This is a genomic window from Flavobacterium sp., from assembly GCF_027482425.1.
GTDB lineage: Bacteria > Bacteroidota > Bacteroidia > Flavobacteriales > Flavobacteriaceae > Flavobacterium.
Genome location: NZ_JAIXWA010000076.1, coordinates 1 through 18397, shown reverse-complemented (window position 1 = coordinate 18397; position 18397 = coordinate 1). Strand labels below are relative to the sequence as shown.

The window sequence follows — 18397 nt, the reverse complement described above, 5'->3', positions numbered from 1 at the left end:
TGCCTATTATCTACTTAGTGGATTCGGCCGGTGTGTATTTGCCTATGCAAGACGAAATTTTCCCCGATAAAGAACATTTTGGACGTATATTCCGTAACAATGCCATCATGAGTAGTATGGGCATTACCCAAATTGCTGCGGTCATGGGCAGTTGTGTTGCGGGAGGCGCTTACTTACCCATTATGAGTGATGAAGCGCTAATCGTAGATAAAACAGGAAGCATTTTCTTGGCGGGGAGTTATTTGGTCAAAGCTGCTATTGGGGAAAACATTGATAATGAAACTTTAGGAGGAGCCACTACTCATTGCGAAATATCGGGGGTAACCGATTATAAAGCCAAAGATGACAAAGATGCTTTGGACCGAATTCGTCGAGTGGTACAAAAAATAGGTGCCTACGAACAAGCCGGTTTCGATCGTATTAAAGCGGAAAAACCAGCCCTAGAACCCAGTGATATTTATGGAATTTTACCCAAATCACGTTCCGATCAATACAATATGATGGAAATCATCAAACGCTTGGTCGATCAATCGGAATTTGATGAATATAAAGCGGGGTACGGTCAATCCATCATTACGGGGTATGCTCGTATTGACGGTTGGGCTGTAGGCATTGTAGCCAACCAACGCACGGTTTCCAAAACTAAGAAAGGGGAATTGCAATTTGGAGGTGTTATCTATTCGGATAGTGCTGACAAAGCCACTCGATTTATCGCTAATTGCAACCAAAAGAAAATCCCCTTAGTTTTTTTACAAGATGTCACCGGATTTATGGTGGGGTCCAAAAGTGAACACGGCGGCATCATTAAAGATGGAGCCAAAATGGTAAATGCGGTATCCAACTCAGTAGTGCCTAAATTTACCATTGTTATCGGAAATTCGTATGGAGCTGGCAATTATGCCATGTGTGGAAAAGCGTACGACCCACGTCTTATTGTCGCTTGGCCCAGTGCCGAATTGGCGGTGATGGGAGGCGCTCAAGCAGCAAAAGTATTGATGCAAATTGAAGCGGCTTCACTCAAAGCGAAAGGAGAATTAGTTGATGAAGTAAAAGAACAAGAGTTATTTGACCGCATCAAAGCACGCTACGATGCACAGGTTTCCCCCTACTACGCTGCTGCGCGATTGTGGACCGATGCCATTATTGATCCGTTGGAAACGCGAACATGGATTTCTATGGGAATTGAAGCGGCTAACCATGCACCCATAGAAAAGAAATTCAACTTAGGCGTGATTCAGGTTTAAGTTCTAATAATTTACGATAAAAAAATGCCCCGAGCCAGAAACTACGGGGCATTTTCGTTTATAGAAACCTAACAAATTTTTATGGTTTTTCCTCACCTCCTACCAAGAACGGTGCTTTTCCATCGGTGATGATGATTTTACTATTATTGGATTTTGCCAATTCCAAAAACGCTTCTATACTGCGGAGTTTTATGATTTCTTGCGATAACCCTTCGGCTAAAATTTTCTGCGCATCACGGGTTCCTTTCGCTTGAATAATAACGCGATCCGCTTCCAATTTTTCTTGTTGCAACACAAATTCCATACGCATAGCTTCTTGTTCTGCTTGTAATTTACGCTCAATTGACTTGGCCAATCCATCGGGAAGTTGAATACTTTTTAACAAAACCGATTCGATGCGAATCCCTTGGGGTCCAAGAATGATATCCATTTGTTTCCGGATTTCCTCTTCAATATTGGAACGCATACCCGAGTGCATGTCCTTAGCAAAAAAGCGGGCACAAACATCGGCTGAAGCTGAACGAAATACATTGGAAATAATCCCTTCATAACCCAATCCCAAATTGCGAATAATATTGGGAACTTTTTCTTGATCCAAACGGTATAAAATCGAAATTTGCGAACTAATACTAAGTCCTTCTTTACTAGGCAAACTCAGCGTCAATTCTAAATCATTCGTTTGAATAGATGTCTTCACCACTTTGGAAGTGAAAGGGTTGAAAAACACGGCGCCCTGGGTGTGAATTTTATCGGATAATTTCCCCATTTTCTGACGAATGCCCACCTCACCAGGACGAACCACAGCACAACTGACAGAAAGTAACGCGAGGCCTGAAAGTAAAAGTAATTTTTTCATAGTCAAAAGTTTTTATTTCAAATTTAAAAGTATTACTTTCAGTTAACTCCCAATAAAATCCCAATTTTTTATTATAAAAATCTTAATTTTCACCAATTCATTACTTTTCTTTTCCCAAGGAATGACTAGTTTTAACCCATGGAACAACCCACACATTTTATTCCATTTACGACTTCAATAAAAGGCATTTCGATACCTGAAAAATTTACGTTTCCATTTTTCTATGAGCCCCATGAATTAAGTCGTAGGGCGGCAATGGATCTTCAGACCTATTTGGAGCAACAAACTGATTTTGACCATAATTTTGGATTGAGAGAAAATCAAAGCGGCTTTGTAATTGGGAAAATGTTTGGTGTTTTGGTGGTGCAAACTGCCTCTGGAGAACTGGGACAGCTATGGGCATTTTCAGGAAAATTAGCGGATCAGAATCATTGGCCCAAATTTGTCCCCACCGTATATGATATGCTTTCTGACAAAGGGTATTTCAAAAAAGAAGAATTAGTTTTGAATACTTTAAACGAAAAAATTATCCAAAAAGAAGCTTCTCCCGAAGGGTTGGAAGCCAAAGCGAATAAAGAATTATTGCACAATATAGCCTCTAAAGAAATAGCTGCATATAAGTTACTTCAAAAGCAAAATAAGCAACGAAGAGCCGATTTTCGTTCAAACAATCCCGATTTATCAGATGAAGCACTGCACCATTTGATTCAGGAAAGTCAAATGGAAAACATTCGGTTGCGCCATTTACAATTGGAATGGAAGACAAAACTTGAAGCAGCTCAAGCAACTTTTCATCGATGGGAACAAGAAATTGAATCGCTAAAAGAGGAACGGCGGCAACGATCAGCCCAATTGCAAAATCAACTGTTTTCTGAATATACATTTCTCAATCAATTTGGCGCTACTAAAAATTTGTTGGACCTATTTGAGGGAAATCCACCGGCTGGTGCAGGCGAATGTGCCGCTCCAAAATTGCTGCATTATGCCTTTCAACATCAGCTGACCCCTATTGCTATGGCTGAATTTTGGTGGGGACAATCACCTAAGTCAGAAATCAGAAAGCATCAACAGTTTTATCCCGCTTGTACAGGCAAATGCGCCCCTATTCTGTCCCACATGCTTGAGGGAATCCCACTCGAAGACAATCCGTTTTTAGTGAATGAGGGGCAAACAAAAACCTTGGAAATTGTATACGAAGACGCATTTCTCATGGTGATAAATAAACCCGAATCGTTGTTATCAACGCCAGGCAAAAGCATTAAAGATTCTGTATTCACCCGTTTAAAAAAGCAATATCCTGAAGCAACCGGCCCTTTATTGGTGCATCGTTTGGACCAAGCGACTTCGGGACTGCTTCTGATAGCAAAGACACAAGAAATACATAAAAAATTGCAGTACCAATTCATCTCTAGAAAAATTGAAAAAAAATATATCGCCATTTTAGAAGGCATTCCCCAAAATAATTCAGGTACTATCGATTTACCATTACGCGTGGATTTGGACAACCGACCCCATCAAATCGTTTGTGAAACCTATGGAAAACCTGCTAAAACACATTGGAAGATTTTGCAAAAAGATGAAAAAAATGTAGTGGTTGAATTTAAACCCATCACCGGTAGAACACATCAATTGCGGGTACATGCCGCCCATTCTAGTGGACTCAACTCTCCGATTAAAGGCGATGATTTATATGGTTCAAAAGCAGATCGACTTTACTTACACGCATACGAATTGATTTTTTGGCATCCTATTTTAAAAAAAAGAATGCTGCTCAATTGTAATCCTCCTTTTTATAAAATGCAAATAGAATATTAGTTTGTGGAATAATTGTTATTTTTACCCAAAAGAAAAAAATGATGAAAAAATTACTTTTACTCCCTCTACTCCTTATCTTATTTGGATGTTCTAATGATGAATCTGCACCCAATACTCCACCAAATTTGAATATTTCTTTCATGGAATACAGTGTAGACAACACAACAAAAACCACAACTAATGTTAGCTATATTTATAGTGCATCCAATACGTTGAAAGCTACTGGAACCCATGACGGCGCTAATAATTGTGTGATTTTTGTAAATGATTCAGGGACAGGATCAAGTATTATTCAAACCATAGAAATTAAGCATCAAGCTTTAAATTATTTACCAGGAACTAATTTTACAACCAATATTTCTGTAAATGACGCGGAGCGAATCGAAGGGACTTTTAGTGGTGTTTTCCGAAAAGATAGTGACCCAAATATTCAAATTTCCATCACCAATGGCGTTTTTCGCATTATGAAATAATGTATTTATGCGCTTTTTCATACTCCTACTTGTTTTAAGTTCACACGTTGGAATTGCTCAACCCTTTACCCGAAAAGACTCCCTCATGGGTGGATTTCCGAAAGAGCGGCTTTGTTTTGATGTTAAGCGCTATGAAATTGATATTCGTGTAAATCCGGAGAAAAAATTCATTTCGGGACATAATTTCATTCGATTTGATGTTGTTGAAGCCACAAAGCGTATTCAGTTGGACTTGTTTGCCAACATGCAAGTGGATTCTATCCTTTGGCAAACAAAAAAACTATCGTATACCCGCGAATTCAATGCTATTTTTATTGATTTTCCCGAAATATTACCCCCAGGAGCAACCGAACAACTTACATTTTATTATTCGGGGAACCCGATTATTGCACGTCAAGCTCCTTGGGATGGCGGTTTTGTGTTTTCCAAAGACAAATTAAATCGTCCTTGGATTGGGGTCGCCGTACAAGGTACCGGAGCGTCTGTATGGTATCCTGTTAAAGATGGGCAAAGTGACGAACCCGAACAAGGGGTATTGCTCAAGGTTGCCGTCCCCAACGAACTGATGAATGTCTCCAACGGCCGATGGAAAGGATCGACCCCATTGAATGACGGGTACACCCGCTGGGATTGGGAGGTATTGAATCCGATTAACTCCTATAATATCACACTAAATATTGGACATTATACCCGAATCACAGACCGTTTAGAGGACTTAGATATTGACTATTATGTTCTGGATTACAATCGCGAAAAAGCCATGAAGCACTTTGAAGAAGTGAAACCCATGCTGTCGTGCTTTCAGTCCAAATTTGGTCCCTATCCCTTTAAAGAGGATGGGTATAAATTGGTCGAAACCCCCTATTTGGGTATGGAACACCAAAGTGCGGTAGCCTATGGAAATAATTTCCTAAAAGGGTATCGTGGGATGGATTTATCGGGCAGTGGCGTAGGGCTCACCTTTGATTATATCACGATTCACGAAAGTGGTCATGAATGGTTTGGGAATAGCATCACTTCGCGCGATATCGCTGATATGTGGATTCATGAAGGGTTCACCCAATATAGCGAACTCGTGTTTATTGAATGTCAGTTAGGGTATGAAAAGATGTTGAAGTATGCCTTTGGTTTACGTCGCAATGTGGCCCACGACCGCCCAATCATAGGACCTTATGGTGTCAATCAAGAGGGTTCGGGTGATATGTATCCCAAAGGCGCCTTACTACTCCATACGATTCGACATGCACTAAATAACGATACCCTTTGGTGGAAAATGATTTGGGATTATTGTCAAACTTTCAAGCACAAAATTATAGATACAGAAACGGTTGTACAATTCTTTAACGAAGCCTCCGGTATCAATTGGACTCCAGTTTTCAATCAATATTTACGACATACGCGCCTACCCATTTTGCATGTACGTTCGCGCGGAAAACGTTTGGAGGCCCGATGGGAAGCCGATGCCACTTCATTTGCTATGCCAATAACGCTAAACGTCAACGGCACAGCGCATCAAATTACACCACAATCGGATTGGACACGAACACGAATTAAAATGAAGAAAGATGCGATTGTAACCGTGGATCATCAAAAGTTTTTTGTCAAATTTAATCTTGAAAAAAACGAATAAAAAAATGATACATTATTGTTGCAAACTTGCTTTGCGAATAATTTTACCGTTTTCTGTTTCCGTAAATTGAGGGATAAAATGAATGGCTTTGGGCCGTTCGTATTTGTCAAGCACATCAAATATTTGGGGAGAAATATCAAAAGGTTCGCCTTCAACAATTAAAACTACTTTATCCCCCAATTCAGCATCCTCTTCGCTTGAAATAAAAAAGCGCCGGTCGAGTTTACCATCCAGCTTATGCTCTACTTGTTCGGGTAAAATTTTTACCCCACCACTATTAATAATGTTGTCGATTCGTCCTAAAAAAACAAATTGATTTTCATTGACTAACTCCACCAAATCGTTGGTTACAACCGTTTCCTCAGCAATGATGTGAGGGGCATGAATCACCAAACAATTTCTTTCATCATAGGAAATGGTTACGTGAGGCAAAACCGTAAAGGCCTTCTCGCCTACGCGCTTGGCGGCAATATGAGTTATGGTTTCGGTCATGCCATAGGTTTCAAATACTTGAGTAGGCAACTGCATTAATTGTTGCTCCAATACGGCATTAATTCGTGCTCCACCAACGATTAACTTCTTGATTTGTGCTAATTTCGGAATAGAACATTGGGCTTGTAAAGGCACCATGGCTGCAAAGTCATATTTATCATCCAATCGCTCCATGGGATGTGACGTTGGTGCCACATAATCTAAATCCAATCCTAAAACGATAGAACGGATAAGCATCATTTTACCAGCGACATATTTTACAGGTAAGCACTGCAACGCACGATCGCCTGGTTTTAAATCAAAAAAATCACCTGTGGCAATGGCCGAATGAACCATAGCTTGTTTGTCAACACGAATAATTTTGGGAACACCTGTTGAACCCGAAGTTTGCATTTCGATATACGGTTTTTCATCAAACCAATCCAAAAGGAATTCTCCAACTGGCTTTTCAAATTCTTCACCTTCTTTGATAAAACTGTAGGCAACACGACATAAATCATCACGGTCTAAGTGAAAACCGTTTAATTTAAATTGATTGTGGACGTTGGTAAAATGAGGTGTCATGACTTAGGCGTTTTTATTGGGTCAGGAATTAAAATGGGACCTGCCAAGCGTTGCTTCCAGTTGGTCCAACGGTATAGTTTTGAAAAAATAAAAAGCAATAACGGATACAATACCAACAAAGGTAAAAACAGTTCCAAACTCAACTGAGGTTTTTCAGTGTCTTTAAAAATTGCATACGTTTGAAAAATAGAACTGTCGGAAGTAATCAATAACGCCGCCATAAGATTATTAGCCGCATGAAATCCGAGGGCTAATTCCATGCCTTCATCCATCAACGTAATGATTCCCAAAAACAATCCTGTGCCCACATAATAAAACAAGACAACATAGCCTAAGGCCTCCACTTCAGGATTGGTAATATGTAACAGACCGAAAATAAGCGATGTCCAAAACAGAGGAAACCAGCGATGTGGGTACAATTGAGCAAATCCTTGCATGAGATACCCTCGAAATAAAAATTCTTCCAATGAGGTTTGTATAGGTATAAATGCCACTGCAATTAAGGCTAAAATCAAAAACCGCTCGGGTTGAAAGTTCCATACCATTGTCGTGTCAGTGGCTTTATATGAAACAATAGTAATAAAAACGGTGACTATGGCCCAAATGGAAAAAGCGGTAAAGACACGTTTCCAATCCAATTGCATTCGTGATGTAGCGATACTTCGCAAGGTTTGTTTGTGCATAAAACGAATCACAATGTAAAAACCAAAAAAAGCGATAGCAAAAGTGAGAAGTAATAAAAATAAGGACAGATTTAAGTCCATAACTTGCAACATTTCTTTCATTGTTTTGGGTAAACCCTTTCCTGAAGCCATTGTTTTAATGGTAATAGCCACCGTAAATGGAATTTGTCCTATCACCGAAGCTAAAAAGACAATAAGAGAACCCAAAATATACCAACCGAAATTAACCGGCCGTTCCAACCCAAAAAGTGATGTCATACAACTTAATTTAATTGTAGCAATTTAGTTATTTTAGCCTAATAAAATCATGACTATGATCACAATTTATCACAATCCTCGTTGTGGCAAGTCCCGCGATTGTGTGCGCCATTTTGAAACAATATTCGAGGATATTAATATAGTGCAATACCTTCAAGCTCCTTTAGATCATAAGGCAATTACAACATTACTACAAAAATTGAATTGTAGTGCATTGGAATTAGTGCGCACCAAAGAACCCATTTGGATTACAAACTATAGCGGAAAAGAACTTTCTGAAAATGAAATCATTGATGCCATAGTGCAACATCCTATTTTGATGGAAAGGCCCATTGTAGTGAAAGGTGATAAGGCTGTAATTGCGCGTCCGTTGGAACGTATTGACGACTTATTTTAAAGATTGCTGACATTTAAGATTAACAAAACTTTGGCAACCATGCCCTCAAGTTCTTCTAATTTTGCACCCAACAGGAAAGCAAAAAAATACATACATGAAATTAGCAAAAGTTTTACTCACTTCTTTTGCACTTATCGCCGGATTATACGCTAACGCTCAAGAGCGTCCGGGGGGTGGCAAAAAAGTAAAAGTAACTGGGACCGTTGTGGCCCAAACCACCAAACAACCTTTAGAATACACTGAAGTTCGCTTTATAAACACTCAAACGAACAAAGTTGTAACGGGAGGTTTAACCGATGTCAAAGGAGCCTTCGCCATTGAAGTTCCCCTAGGCACTTATACCGTTAACATTGAATTCTTATCGTTCAAACCCAAAGTATTACCCAATAAAACCCTACAAGCCGATACGGATTTGGGAACGATTGCATTAGAAGACGCCGCGACCCAATTGGATGAAGTGGTGGTTCGTAAAGAAAAAACAACCGTTGAAATTAAGTTGGACAAAAAAGTTTACAATGTGGGGCAAGACCTCATGGTAAAAGGGGGAACGGTGAGTGATGTCTTGGATAACATCCCCTCTGTGGCGGTCGATGCGGAAGGTAATGTGAGTCTTCGTGGTAATGAAAACGTTCGTATTCTCATCGATGGTCGTCCCTCCAATGCGATTAGTATGACCGATGCTTTACGCATGATACCCGCCGATGCCATCGATAAAGTGGAAGTCATTACTAATCCTTCTGCACGCTATGATGCCGAAGGGGGTGGTGGTATTTTGAATATTATACTTAAAAAAGGTAAAACCAACGGCATTAATGGAAACATCATGGCAACCACAGGTGTACCCGACAACCACGGTTTAACAGCAGCGATTAATTTCAAATCCAAAGAATTTAACTTCTTTACCAATCAAGGATACAACTACCGCAACAATCCCGGAAAGTTCCGTATGGATAGTCGTTATTTGACGCCCACCAATGAAACTAGAGATTTCATTGACGAAACACGCGATACCGATCGATTCAGTAAAGGGTATAATGGAAACTTTGGTTTTGACTGGTTTTTGGACAAACAAACGACTTGGACCAATAGTGTAAACTACCGCCGTAATACCGGAACCACAGAAGATGATGTCGATCAAGTGACCTACGATGCCAATCGCGTGTTTACAGGGACACTATTCCGTGATAATTTTGAAGATACACGCAGTGAAAATATCGAGTTTGCTTCCAACTTAATTCGCAATTTCAAAGGCGATGGCCATAAGTTGACCGTTGATTTTTCTATTTCAAAAAACAAAGATGACAACACCGCCGATATCAAGAATTTCTCAACGATTAATCCCGCTGTCTTTTTGGATCAATCGATCAATATTCAACGGCAAGATCGTTTATTATTGCAAGCCGACTACGTTTTACCTTTTGGAAAAAACAAAGAAAGTCAGTTTGAAGCAGGATACCGTGGAAACTTTTTGGATTTAGCCACCGACTATACCGTGTTGAATGATGGTGTTTTGAATACGTTCTTTACTAATTTTCTAAATTATATTGAAAATGTAAATGCCGTATACTCCCAGTTTGGTACCAAATGGAAGAAATTTTCGTTTTTGGCGGGATTGCGTTACGAACATTCAGACATTGTAGTTGATCAAGTAACGTCAAATATTTATGCCAATAAAGTGTATGGTAACTTTTTCCCCTCGGGAACTATTGCCTACGAATTTGATGCCACTTCGAACATTTCAGTAAACTACAGCAAACGAATTAACCGTCCCCGCGGTCGTGAAATCAATCCTTTTAGCAGCTATTCAAGCAACATTAACTTGTTTCAAGGAAATCCCGATTTGGATCCTTCACGAACCGATGCGTATGATTTAGGATTCTTAAAACGTTGGAACAAATTGACCTTCAACACCTCCGTGTATTTCAACAGAACGGTTGATAATGTGCAATATGTTCGACGTGAAAGTGGTGAATTTGTGGGTTCTACACCCGTGATTGTAACTACTCCTGTGAATTTATCTACAGAATATCGCACCGGTTTTGAATTTAACTTTAACTATACACCTTACAAATGGTGGCGTGTGAATACTAACTTCAACTTTTTCCGATTGGAAACGGTTGGGGTATATCGTTATCTAACGTCCACCAACATTGAGCGGGTAATTGATTTTGCCAACGTTGCCAATACATGGTCGGCACGGGTCAATTCTAAACTAACCTTACCAGGAAAAGTAGATTGGCAAACAAATATAAATTACAATGGCCCTCAAACGACGGCGCAAGGGTTAAATAAAGGAATCTTTGCCATGAATTTAGGTTTCAGTAAAGATGTTCTCAAAGATAAAGCTACAGTGGCCTTAAATATCAACGACGTCTTTAACTCTCGGGTGCGTCGCTACGAAAACTTTATCGACGGTCAAGTAGAAACCGATGGAGCAATGCAATGGCGTGTGCGTCAAATTACATTGTCATTCACGTATCGCTTTAACAAAACCAAAAACGAACGGGAAAACAACCGTCCCCGACGCGGTGGTGAAGATGGTGATGGTGGCGAATATGCCGGATAAGAACATAAAAAAAGTCCCGAACAATCGGGACTTTTTTTTAAAACATAACGATTACGCTTGTTCTAAAGCTTTTTTCTCTTTTCGCTCCTGAAGCAACTCTTTTGTTACTCCAAACACCCAGTAAAAAACAAAGTGAATTAAGAAAATCATCAACCAAAAACCGGCTGTGAGAATCGTAAGGAAAAGAAGAAAACCGAGGTACTGTTGAAATTCAAACATTGTTTTCCGGAATAATTTGTGAATTCCTTCCAAAATTACGCCTTAATATTCAAATGACCAATAATTCATGGGATTTTATTCACCAGATTATGAACATTAGAACCATTTGCGCTTTTTAAAATAAATAATCATCCCGAGAAGCAATACAAACATCACTCCAAGAATGATGAAATACCCATATTTCCAATGCAATTCAGGCATGTGATCGAAATTCATTCCATATACTCCAACGATAAAAGTCAGTGGCATAAAAAAGACGGATACCACGGTTAACGTTTTCATCACCTCATTCATCTTTTGACTTTGAGAGGCAAAATAAAAATTGGAAGCACTATCCAACGTAGTCATATCATAATCGATTTGCTCTAATAACTCCTGCGCCTTCTGATACAAACGGTCAAAAAAACTATAATTTTCATGAGCAATGGCATTAAATACATCGTCGTCTTTGATGGTCTTTATGGAATACAAAGAATCGCGTAAAGGCACAATGGAACGCTTTAAAAAATTAAAATTATCGCGATGTTTTTCAATTTGCTCCAAAACAATGGGTCGGGAATGGGTCTTAGATAAATTAATTAATTCCTCGACTTTATCTTCTTCATTTTCAATAGTAATGTAAAAATTCTCCATAACCGCATCCAACATCAAATACAGCAGATAATCGGCTCCTTTTTCACGCACAATACCCGAATGCATGCGCAAACGTTCCCGAAGATGACTAAAGAAATCGCTTCGTTTTTCTTGAAAGGAAGCCAAACAATTCTTCTTCAATAAAAAACTGATTTGCTCCACTTGGATGTTATCCGAATGTTCAATCGGGAGAAGTGATTTGATATTAAAAAAAAGAACGTCGTGGTATTCATCCAATTTGGTGCGCTTGGTCGTATTCAAAATATCCGATAGCATGAAGGCATCTACCTTCAAAAAATCGCCAATTCGTTGAATAATCGATGTGTCATTCAATCCGTGTACATTCAACCAGTTTACTTTTTGGATAATAAAGGAAGATTCGAACGCGTCTACATGAAACTTTTCAAACTCGGTTATCGTGTCTGAATCGTAAACAAAAAGCTGCAGCTCTGTTTTCACACTTTTGTGACTCCCTGTATATTCTAGCAAGGTGGGCTGTACTTTGCGCCCTTTTTTATAACTAATCTTTCGCACCTGAAGGAATTTGGACTAAAGTTAGAAATAAATCGTTTTTAAAAGTATTTTTACCAAAAATATCCTCATGCGAACTTTAATTATTCATATAAAAACACTGCTCCAAGTTAGAGAACCTGGGATTGACAAAGTATCAGGGGCAGCTATGGCCGATTTGCCTTTTTTGGACGAGGCTTTTGTACTCATTGAAAACGATATTATCCTTGACTTTGGACCGATGAGTGATTGCCCTACCCTCGAAGATGCCTTGATTATCGATGCCCAACACGGCACACTTATTCCCTCTTGGATTGATAGTCATACCCATTTGGTGTTTGCCGGCAATCGGGTGCAAGAATTTGTCGATCGCATTAACGGACTTTCGTATGCTGAAATTGCGCAACGAGGTGGCGGAATATTAAATTCGGCGACTCGACTCAATGCAATTGAGGAAGACCAATTGTATTGTGAATCTGCGGTTCGTTTGGAGGAAATTATACGGCAAGGAACAGGAGCGGTAGAAATCAAATCGGGATATGGACTGACGGTTGAGGGAGAGTTAAAAATGCTACGCGTGATTCAACGGTTGCGCGAAAATTATCCCATGACTATAAAAGCCACTTTCCTTGGTGCACATGCCCTTCCCCTAGCGTATAAAGAAAACCGTGAAGGATATTTACAACTGTTAGAAACCATCATACCCCAAATTGCCGAAGAGAAATTGGCCGATTATATCGATGTTTTTTGTGAAACGGGCTATTTTACTGTGGAAGAAACCGAACGATTGATGGCTTTAGGGAATCAGTATGGATTACGACCTAAAATTCATGTCAATCAATTTACGGCTATTGGGGGTATTGCAGCCGCCGTGCACCATAATGCCTTATCGGTAGATCATTTGGAACTTGTTACGGATGAAGATATTACAGCTTTACAAGGATCAGGAACCATGCCTGTAGCGCTACCCTCCTGTTCTTATTTTATTAGCATCCCCTACACACCTGCCCGTCAGATACTTCAAGCGGGACTGCCATTAGCATTGGCTTCCGATTTCAATCCGGGGACTTCGCCCAGTGGAAATATGAATTTTGTAGTGGCCACCGCATGTATCAAAATGAAAATGACACCTGAAGAAGCCATTAATGCTGCGACTATCAATGCCGCCTATGCTATGGAAATTAGTGCCACTCATGGAAGCATAACACGTGGTAAAAAAGCCAACTTTATTCTTACCCAACCAAATATTCACTACCATGAATTACCCTATGCTTTCGGCTCCAACCGCATTGCTAAGATTTTTTTAAACGGTGTGTTGATTCCATAAAAAAAGTCCGAATTTGTGTTCGGACTTTTTTGTATCGATAGAAAATATTAACGAAGCGTAAAACTCGATTTAGAAACCAATTCGCCTTTGTCAAAAATGTTTACAAAATAGGTTCCTTTTTCAAAACTTTTCCCAGGTAAATCCTGACTTACATCGACGGTTTTATTTTCATACTTCACTTTGGCAATGAAGCTATATGTTAGCGACTGTGACCCATAAGACACGGTTTCTTTGTCGCCCAAAACGTTGCTTTTCGAGTCGATGATTTGCACGTAATAATTTTTATCCCCAGACTTTGCCACAGCATTTTCGGCAATAGTGAAACTAATTTTCAAAATATCGGCACGACTGGCTTTGTCTGTTTCAATTTGTTTTCCAGAGTTTTTTTGCTTGTAAGCCGCAGTTTTTAAATTCAATACCGATAATTTTGATGCTTTTTCTACCGTTTTTGACAATTGCTCGTTTTGACCTACCAAAACTTGGTTGTAATTTTTAGAATCTTGAAGTACAACCGCTGTACTGTCTAAATTTTTAGCCAACTTCTGGTTCTCGCCTTTCAACGTTTCGACTTCCATCATTAATGTTTTCATCTTGGCTTCTAGTACTTTGAATTGATCTTTATACTTTTTCAAAGCACCAGCATCCCCTTTGGCTTTTTCCAATTGGGCCATCAATTGCACCACTTTTTCGCGCTCGGCAATCAATTCATCCGACATGGATGTGTTTTCGGCAATGGCGGCATCATAGGTCGCTTTAAGTGATTGAAGGTCTTTGATAACATTATCTTTTTCTGTCGAAACAGCCGTAACCTTTGTTTCCAAATTCTGGGTATCCGTCGTGAGTTTGAAAATGTAAAACAAACTACCCAATAATAAGAGGGCAAGAATTAAAATAATCGCTTTTAACGAAGAGTTGCTTTTCTGATTTTCCATATCAAAAGTTTTTGTAGTAAGACAAATTTAATAATTAATACGAGGATAACGATGGTTTTGGGAATTATATTATTTTTGGACGTTAACTTTTTGTATGGAACATTTAATTCGATTTACGGCTGCTGATTTGTCTAAAATTACCAACCATCGTAGTGGAGAAGTAAAATTTGGGGAACGCATGCAAATAATTCCCGAAAACGAACCTATCGTTGACTACCTAAAAAAGACTGAAGCGCAGTTTGTATTGTTTGGAATACCTGAAGACATTGGCGTTCGAGCCAATTCAGGGCGTCCGGGAGCAGCTACCGCTTGGGAGAGTGCGATTCGAAGCATTGCTAATATACAACACAATCGTTTTTGCAAAGGGTCGCAAATCCTCATCTTAGGAACGCTAAATGTAACGGCTTTAAATCAACAAGCTGATTCTTTACAATTTTCGGAGACTGCCGATCGAAAGACATTCCATACGTTGGTTAGTGAAATTGACAAAGAAGTATCGCATATCATCAGTCTTATTGTTCAAAATGGTAAAATCCCGATTATCATAGGCGGCGGTCATAATAATGCGTATGGTAACATCAAAGGAACGGCTCTAGCCAAAGGAAAACCGATTAATGCTATCAATCTAGATGCCCATTCCGATTTTCGTATTCTTGAAGGGCGACACAGTGGAAATGGTTTTTCGTATGCTTTTGAGGAAGGTTTTTTAAAAAAATATTTCATCTTCGGATTGCACGAAAGTTATACTTCCAAGAATGTTTTAGACAAATTGAAATCGCTCAAGGAACGTGTAATGTATAATACCTATGACGCTTTGAATATTCGTCGGGAGAAAGATTTTCGTTTGGAAATGCAAATTGCCATTGATTTTATAAAATCGGAAACTTATGGCGTTGAAATTGATCTTGACTCCTTACCTATGGTGCCCACGAGTGCCATGACACCTAGTGGCTTTTCGGTGGAAGAAGTTCGCCAATTCGTCTATTTTTTCGGAAAACATACACAAGCCGCTTACTTACATATTTGTGAAGGGGCACCGGCTTTGGACTTTGAAACCAACAAGCATATGGTGGGCAAATTGATTGGCTATTTGGTCACGGATTTTATCAAAGCCAAAAACAGTTTGGATTAATCCCTATCTTTGCGACGATGCTGTGCTAATGCAGCCTTTTGTATGACATTTCAAGACCTCCATTTATTACGCAATATCCAAGAAGCCCTCGCAGAAGAAGGCTATACGCAACCTACTCCAATTCAACAAAAAGCGATCCCTGTTATTCTAAAGGGAGATGACTTGGTGGGTTGTGCGCAAACGGGTACGGGGAAAACGGCCGCTTTTGCGATTCCCATCATTCATCAGATTCATCCCATTGTGGGTTCGGCTAAAAAACGAAAACTAATTCGCGCCTTAATCATTACTCCTACCCGTGAATTAGCGATTCAAATTCAAGAAAGTTTTGCCACCTATGGTCGATATACCAATATTGTGTCTGCGGTACTTTTTGGCGGGGTGAATCAGGTGCCCCAAGTAGACCAACTAAAACGCGGGGTGGATGTATTGATAGCAACACCTGGGCGATTATTGGATTTGCATAAACAAGGACATGTTAATCTTGATCACTTGCATCATTTGGTGTTGGATGAAGCCGACTTGATGTTGGATATGGGATTTATCAACGATGTAAAAAAGATTGTCAAATTAACCCCCGATAATCGTCAAACACTACTCTTTTCGGCGACGATGCCATTACCTATTCGCGAGTTGGCGGAACAGTTTTTGACCCAACCGCAATATGTGACCGTGACCCCTGTTGCTTCAACAGCAGAGAAAATCATCCAATACGTTTATCAAGTTGAAAAAGAGGATAAACGTAAATTGCTCCACGAAATCCTACAAGTGCATCCTGAGGAGCAAATTCTTATTTTCACTCGAACCAAACACGGAGCGGACAATGTGGTGAAATTTTTAAAAAAACAACATTACAAAGCCGAAGCCATTCATGGAGACAAGTCGCAAACGGCGCGTCAACGGGTACTAGAACAATTTAAAAACAAAGAGATTCAACTCCTCGCGGCAACGGATATTGCAGCACGAGGTCTCGACATTGAGAGCTTACCCTTTGTAATTAACTTTGATATCCCCAATATTCCCGACACCTATGTACATCGTATTGGCCGTACAGGGCGGGCTGGAAAAGAAGGAAAAGCGATTTCCTTGTGTGGTAAAGACGAATGGGTATATTGGCAAGCGATTGAAAAATTAATTCGCTTAAAAATAAAAGTAGTCGAAAATCATGCTTTTCCTTGGAAAGATTCAGCTTCGGTAAAGTTGAATGAAAACACAGTAAGTTCAGGAACTCCCAATAAAGATTTTAGAAATAAGAAAAAGTTTTCTTTTCGCGGAAAAAAATCGGGCGGAAAACGATAGTGCTATCGTTCAATTAACGTACTAATCACTTGAAATAGCTTCGAGGGTTCGAAAGGCTTGATGATAATATCATTTATTCCGCTTGACAGGGCTTGTTCTGTGATTTCTTGTTTGTCAAAGGCAGTTAAAGCTACTACAGGCGTTTCGATGCCTTTTTTTCGAATCAATTTTGTGGTTTCAAAACCATTGATAATGGGCATATTGATGTCCATGAGTACCAAATCAAAATGTTCATTTTCCAACAAATCAATAGCAGCATAACCATCATCCAAAATGGTACATTTGAAATGGTGGCTTTCCAATATCTTTTTGGTGACGATTTGATTGATTTTGTTGTCTTCCACGACCAAAATTCGATACACTTGCACGGTCGATAAATCAACATCGATGTTATTAATAATTTCGATGCGTTTTTTTTCATCGGCATCAAAGGCTAATATGAAAGAAAAATTGGTTCCTTTTCCGATTTCGCTTTCCAATTGAATTGTACTTCCGAAGAGCTCCACCAACTTTTGCACGATCGAAAGTCCGAGCCCAGTACCTTGGTAATCTCCTTCTTTACGTTCGATTTGCACAAACTTTTCAAAAATCTTCTTTTGGTCCTCGGGGGCAATTCCTACTCCAGTATCGGCAATTGAAAAATGGATGAAATAACGGGAATCGACTACGTCTTGCAATTGTGCAGTTACGGTCACTGTACCATCTTTGGTGAACTTTAAAGCGTTACTGATCAAATTCATAAAAACTTGCGACAAACGTAATTTGTCACCAATCAAAAATTCTGGTATGGCCGGATCAATATTTTTGACTAAGGTATTGTTGTTTTTCTTGGCGATAAAATCCAACGAATCCACAATAGTATTGATTTCATCAGGAATGTTGAAAATCATATTTTCCAACACAATTTTGTTTTCTTCAATTTTATTGATTTGTAATAAATCATTGACCAAGGATAATAAATAACGTGCAGAGAATTTCAAAGAATTCAAATGCGGACTGTGCGCCAACTCTTTATGTTCGTCCAAAATGATATTGGTAATGCCAACAACGCCATACAAAGGAGTTCGCAATTCGTGGCTTATGGTAGAAACAAACTGAGTTTTTAATTGTGATGCTTCTTCAGCTTTTTCTTTTGCGATTTGTAATTCGGCATAGGCTTGTTGTAACTCGCGGTAGGTTTTATCTCTAAAAATCGAATTGCGATATAACGAAAAGAGCAATAATAAAAGAATAAATAGAATAATCACAAACATTAAAACAATAAGTTTCGACTCTTTTAAGTCCTTACTCTGCTGTGATTTTTCGTCTTCAATCTTGTCGATTTGTCGCTGATAGTCTTCAATCTCTAGCTGACTTCCCGCCAATTTTAC

The 18397-nt window shown here is 39.3% G+C and carries 16 protein-coding genes; 9 read left to right on the top strand and 7 right to left on the bottom strand.

Going from position 1 to position 18397, the window contains the following annotated elements:
• A partial coding sequence (locus Q0037_RS11085) for an acyl-CoA carboxylase subunit beta (RefSeq protein ID WP_297518353.1) occupies positions 1-1244 on the top strand: 1244 nt, incomplete at its 5' end.
• A gap of 79 nt (positions 1245-1323) precedes the next feature.
• On the opposite strand, the gene Q0037_RS11080 is transcribed toward Q0037_RS11085, so the two are convergent.
• A complete protein-coding gene (locus Q0037_RS11080; RefSeq protein ID WP_297518351.1) occupies positions 1324-2100 on the bottom strand; it encodes a prohibitin family protein in 777 nt (258 codons plus the stop codon).
• A gap of 138 nt (positions 2101-2238) precedes the next feature.
• Here Q0037_RS11080 and Q0037_RS11075 point away from each other — a divergent pair, with 138 nt between their 5' ends.
• Genes Q0037_RS11075 through Q0037_RS11065 form a run of 3 tightly spaced genes read left to right on the top strand, consistent with a single transcriptional unit; the run spans position 2239 to position 6018 of the window.
• A complete protein-coding gene (locus Q0037_RS11075; RefSeq protein WP_297518348.1) occupies positions 2239-3915 on the top strand; it encodes an RluA family pseudouridine synthase in 1677 nt (558 codons plus the stop codon).
• Between the two features lie 38 nt (positions 3916-3953).
• The gene (locus Q0037_RS11070) at positions 3954-4388 is read left to right on the top strand and encodes a hypothetical protein (RefSeq protein WP_297518345.1); all 435 of its coding nucleotides are present in this window, start codon (positions 3954-3956) and stop codon (positions 4386-4388) included.
• A 7-nt stretch (positions 4389-4395) separates the two neighbouring features.
• Positions 4396-6018, top strand: a complete 1623-nt coding sequence (locus Q0037_RS11065; protein ID WP_297518343.1) for a M1 family metallopeptidase — start codon at positions 4396-4398, stop codon at positions 6016-6018.
• A 12-nt stretch (positions 6019-6030) separates the two neighbouring features.
• Here the strand turns inward: Q0037_RS11065 and Q0037_RS11060 are convergent, their stop codons facing one another.
• Together Q0037_RS11060 and Q0037_RS11055 are read right to left on the bottom strand one after the other, a co-directional pair.
• Positions 6031-7074: an AMP-binding protein gene (locus Q0037_RS11060; protein WP_297518340.1), complete on the bottom strand. Its 1044-nt coding sequence runs from the start codon at positions 7072-7074 to the stop codon at positions 6031-6033.
• Positions 7071-8015: a CPBP family intramembrane glutamic endopeptidase gene (locus Q0037_RS11055; RefSeq protein ID WP_297518337.1), complete on the bottom strand. Its 945-nt coding sequence runs from the start codon at positions 8013-8015 to the stop codon at positions 7071-7073. The genes Q0037_RS11060 and Q0037_RS11055 overlap by 4 nt, the downstream gene beginning before the upstream one ends.
• Before the next feature lie 55 nt (positions 8016-8070).
• Between Q0037_RS11055 and arsC the strand changes: the two genes are divergently transcribed.
• Both arsC and Q0037_RS11045 read left to right on the top strand, forming a co-directional pair.
• Positions 8071-8412, top strand: a complete 342-nt coding sequence (arsC, locus tag Q0037_RS11050) for an arsenate reductase (glutaredoxin) (RefSeq protein ID WP_297518334.1) — start codon at positions 8071-8073, stop codon at positions 8410-8412.
• Between the two features lie 94 nt (positions 8413-8506).
• The gene (locus Q0037_RS11045; protein WP_297518331.1) at positions 8507-10978 is read left to right on the top strand and encodes an outer membrane beta-barrel family protein; all 2472 of its coding nucleotides are present in this window, start codon (positions 8507-8509) and stop codon (positions 10976-10978) included.
• A 51-nt stretch (positions 10979-11029) separates the two neighbouring features.
• Here Q0037_RS11045 and Q0037_RS11040 read toward each other — a convergent pair whose 3' ends face one another.
• Positions 11030-11197 (bottom strand): hypothetical protein, encoded by a 168-nt coding sequence (locus Q0037_RS11040; RefSeq protein ID WP_200798319.1) that lies wholly within the window; start codon positions 11195-11197, stop codon positions 11030-11032.
• Between the two features lie 96 nt (positions 11198-11293).
• Positions 11294-12364 carry a magnesium/cobalt transporter CorA gene (corA, locus tag Q0037_RS11035; RefSeq protein ID WP_297518324.1) on the bottom strand — a complete coding sequence of 357 codons (1071 nt, stop codon included), beginning with the start codon at positions 12362-12364 and terminating at the stop codon, positions 11294-11296.
• A 67-nt stretch (positions 12365-12431) separates the two neighbouring features.
• Here corA and hutI point away from each other — a divergent pair, with 67 nt between their 5' ends.
• The gene (hutI, locus tag Q0037_RS11030; RefSeq protein ID WP_297518321.1) at positions 12432-13667 is read left to right on the top strand and encodes an imidazolonepropionase; all 1236 of its coding nucleotides are present in this window, start codon (positions 12432-12434) and stop codon (positions 13665-13667) included.
• A gap of 47 nt (positions 13668-13714) precedes the next feature.
• Here hutI and Q0037_RS11025 read toward each other — a convergent pair whose 3' ends face one another.
• The gene (locus tag Q0037_RS11025; RefSeq protein ID WP_297518319.1) at positions 13715-14599 is read right to left on the bottom strand and encodes a hypothetical protein; all 885 of its coding nucleotides are present in this window, start codon (positions 14597-14599) and stop codon (positions 13715-13717) included.
• Between the two features lie 94 nt (positions 14600-14693).
• Between Q0037_RS11025 and Q0037_RS11020 the strand changes: the two genes are divergently transcribed.
• A complete protein-coding gene (locus tag Q0037_RS11020; RefSeq protein WP_297518316.1) occupies positions 14694-15731 on the top strand; it encodes a formimidoylglutamase in 1038 nt (345 codons plus the stop codon).
• Between the two features lie 42 nt (positions 15732-15773).
• Entirely contained in the window at positions 15774-17027 is a 1254-nt protein-coding gene (locus Q0037_RS11015) for a DEAD/DEAH box helicase (RefSeq protein WP_297518314.1), read from the top strand.
• A 2-nt stretch (positions 17028-17029) separates the two neighbouring features.
• Here the strand turns inward: Q0037_RS11015 and Q0037_RS11010 are convergent.
• A partial coding sequence (locus Q0037_RS11010) for a response regulator (protein ID WP_297518311.1) occupies positions 17030-18397 on the bottom strand: 1368 nt, incomplete at its 5' end.

Coding starts and splice junctions, on each gene's coding strand:
- Q0037_RS11080 (WP_297518351.1), bottom strand. CDS start 2,100: ATGAAAAAATTACTTTTACTTTCAGGCCTCGCGTTACTTTCTGTCAGT.
- Q0037_RS11075 (WP_297518348.1), top strand. CDS start 2,239: ATGGAACAACCCACACATTTTATTCCATTTACGACTTCAATAAAAGGC.
- Q0037_RS11070 (WP_297518345.1), top strand. CDS start 3,954: ATGATGAAAAAATTACTTTTACTCCCTCTACTCCTTATCTTATTTGGA.
- Q0037_RS11065 (WP_297518343.1), top strand. CDS start 4,396: ATGCGCTTTTTCATACTCCTACTTGTTTTAAGTTCACACGTTGGAATT.
- Q0037_RS11060 (WP_297518340.1), bottom strand. CDS start 7,074: ATGACACCTCATTTTACCAACGTCCACAATCAATTTAAATTAAACGGT.
- Q0037_RS11055 (WP_297518337.1), bottom strand. CDS start 8,015: ATGACATCACTTTTTGGGTTGGAACGGCCGGTTAATTTCGGTTGGTAT.
- arsC (WP_297518334.1), top strand. CDS start 8,071: ATGATCACAATTTATCACAATCCTCGTTGTGGCAAGTCCCGCGATTGT.
- Q0037_RS11045 (WP_297518331.1), top strand. CDS start 8,507: ATGAAATTAGCAAAAGTTTTACTCACTTCTTTTGCACTTATCGCCGGA.
- Q0037_RS11040 (WP_200798319.1), bottom strand. CDS start 11,197: ATGTTTGAATTTCAACAGTACCTCGGTTTTCTTCTTTTCCTTACGATT.
- hutI (WP_297518321.1), top strand. CDS start 12,432: ATGCGAACTTTAATTATTCATATAAAAACACTGCTCCAAGTTAGAGAA.
- Q0037_RS11025 (WP_297518319.1), bottom strand. CDS start 14,599: ATGGAAAATCAGAAAAGCAACTCTTCGTTAAAAGCGATTATTTTAATT.
- Q0037_RS11020 (WP_297518316.1), top strand. CDS start 14,694: ATGGAACATTTAATTCGATTTACGGCTGCTGATTTGTCTAAAATTACC.
- Q0037_RS11015 (WP_297518314.1), top strand. CDS start 15,774: ATGACATTTCAAGACCTCCATTTATTACGCAATATCCAAGAAGCCCTC.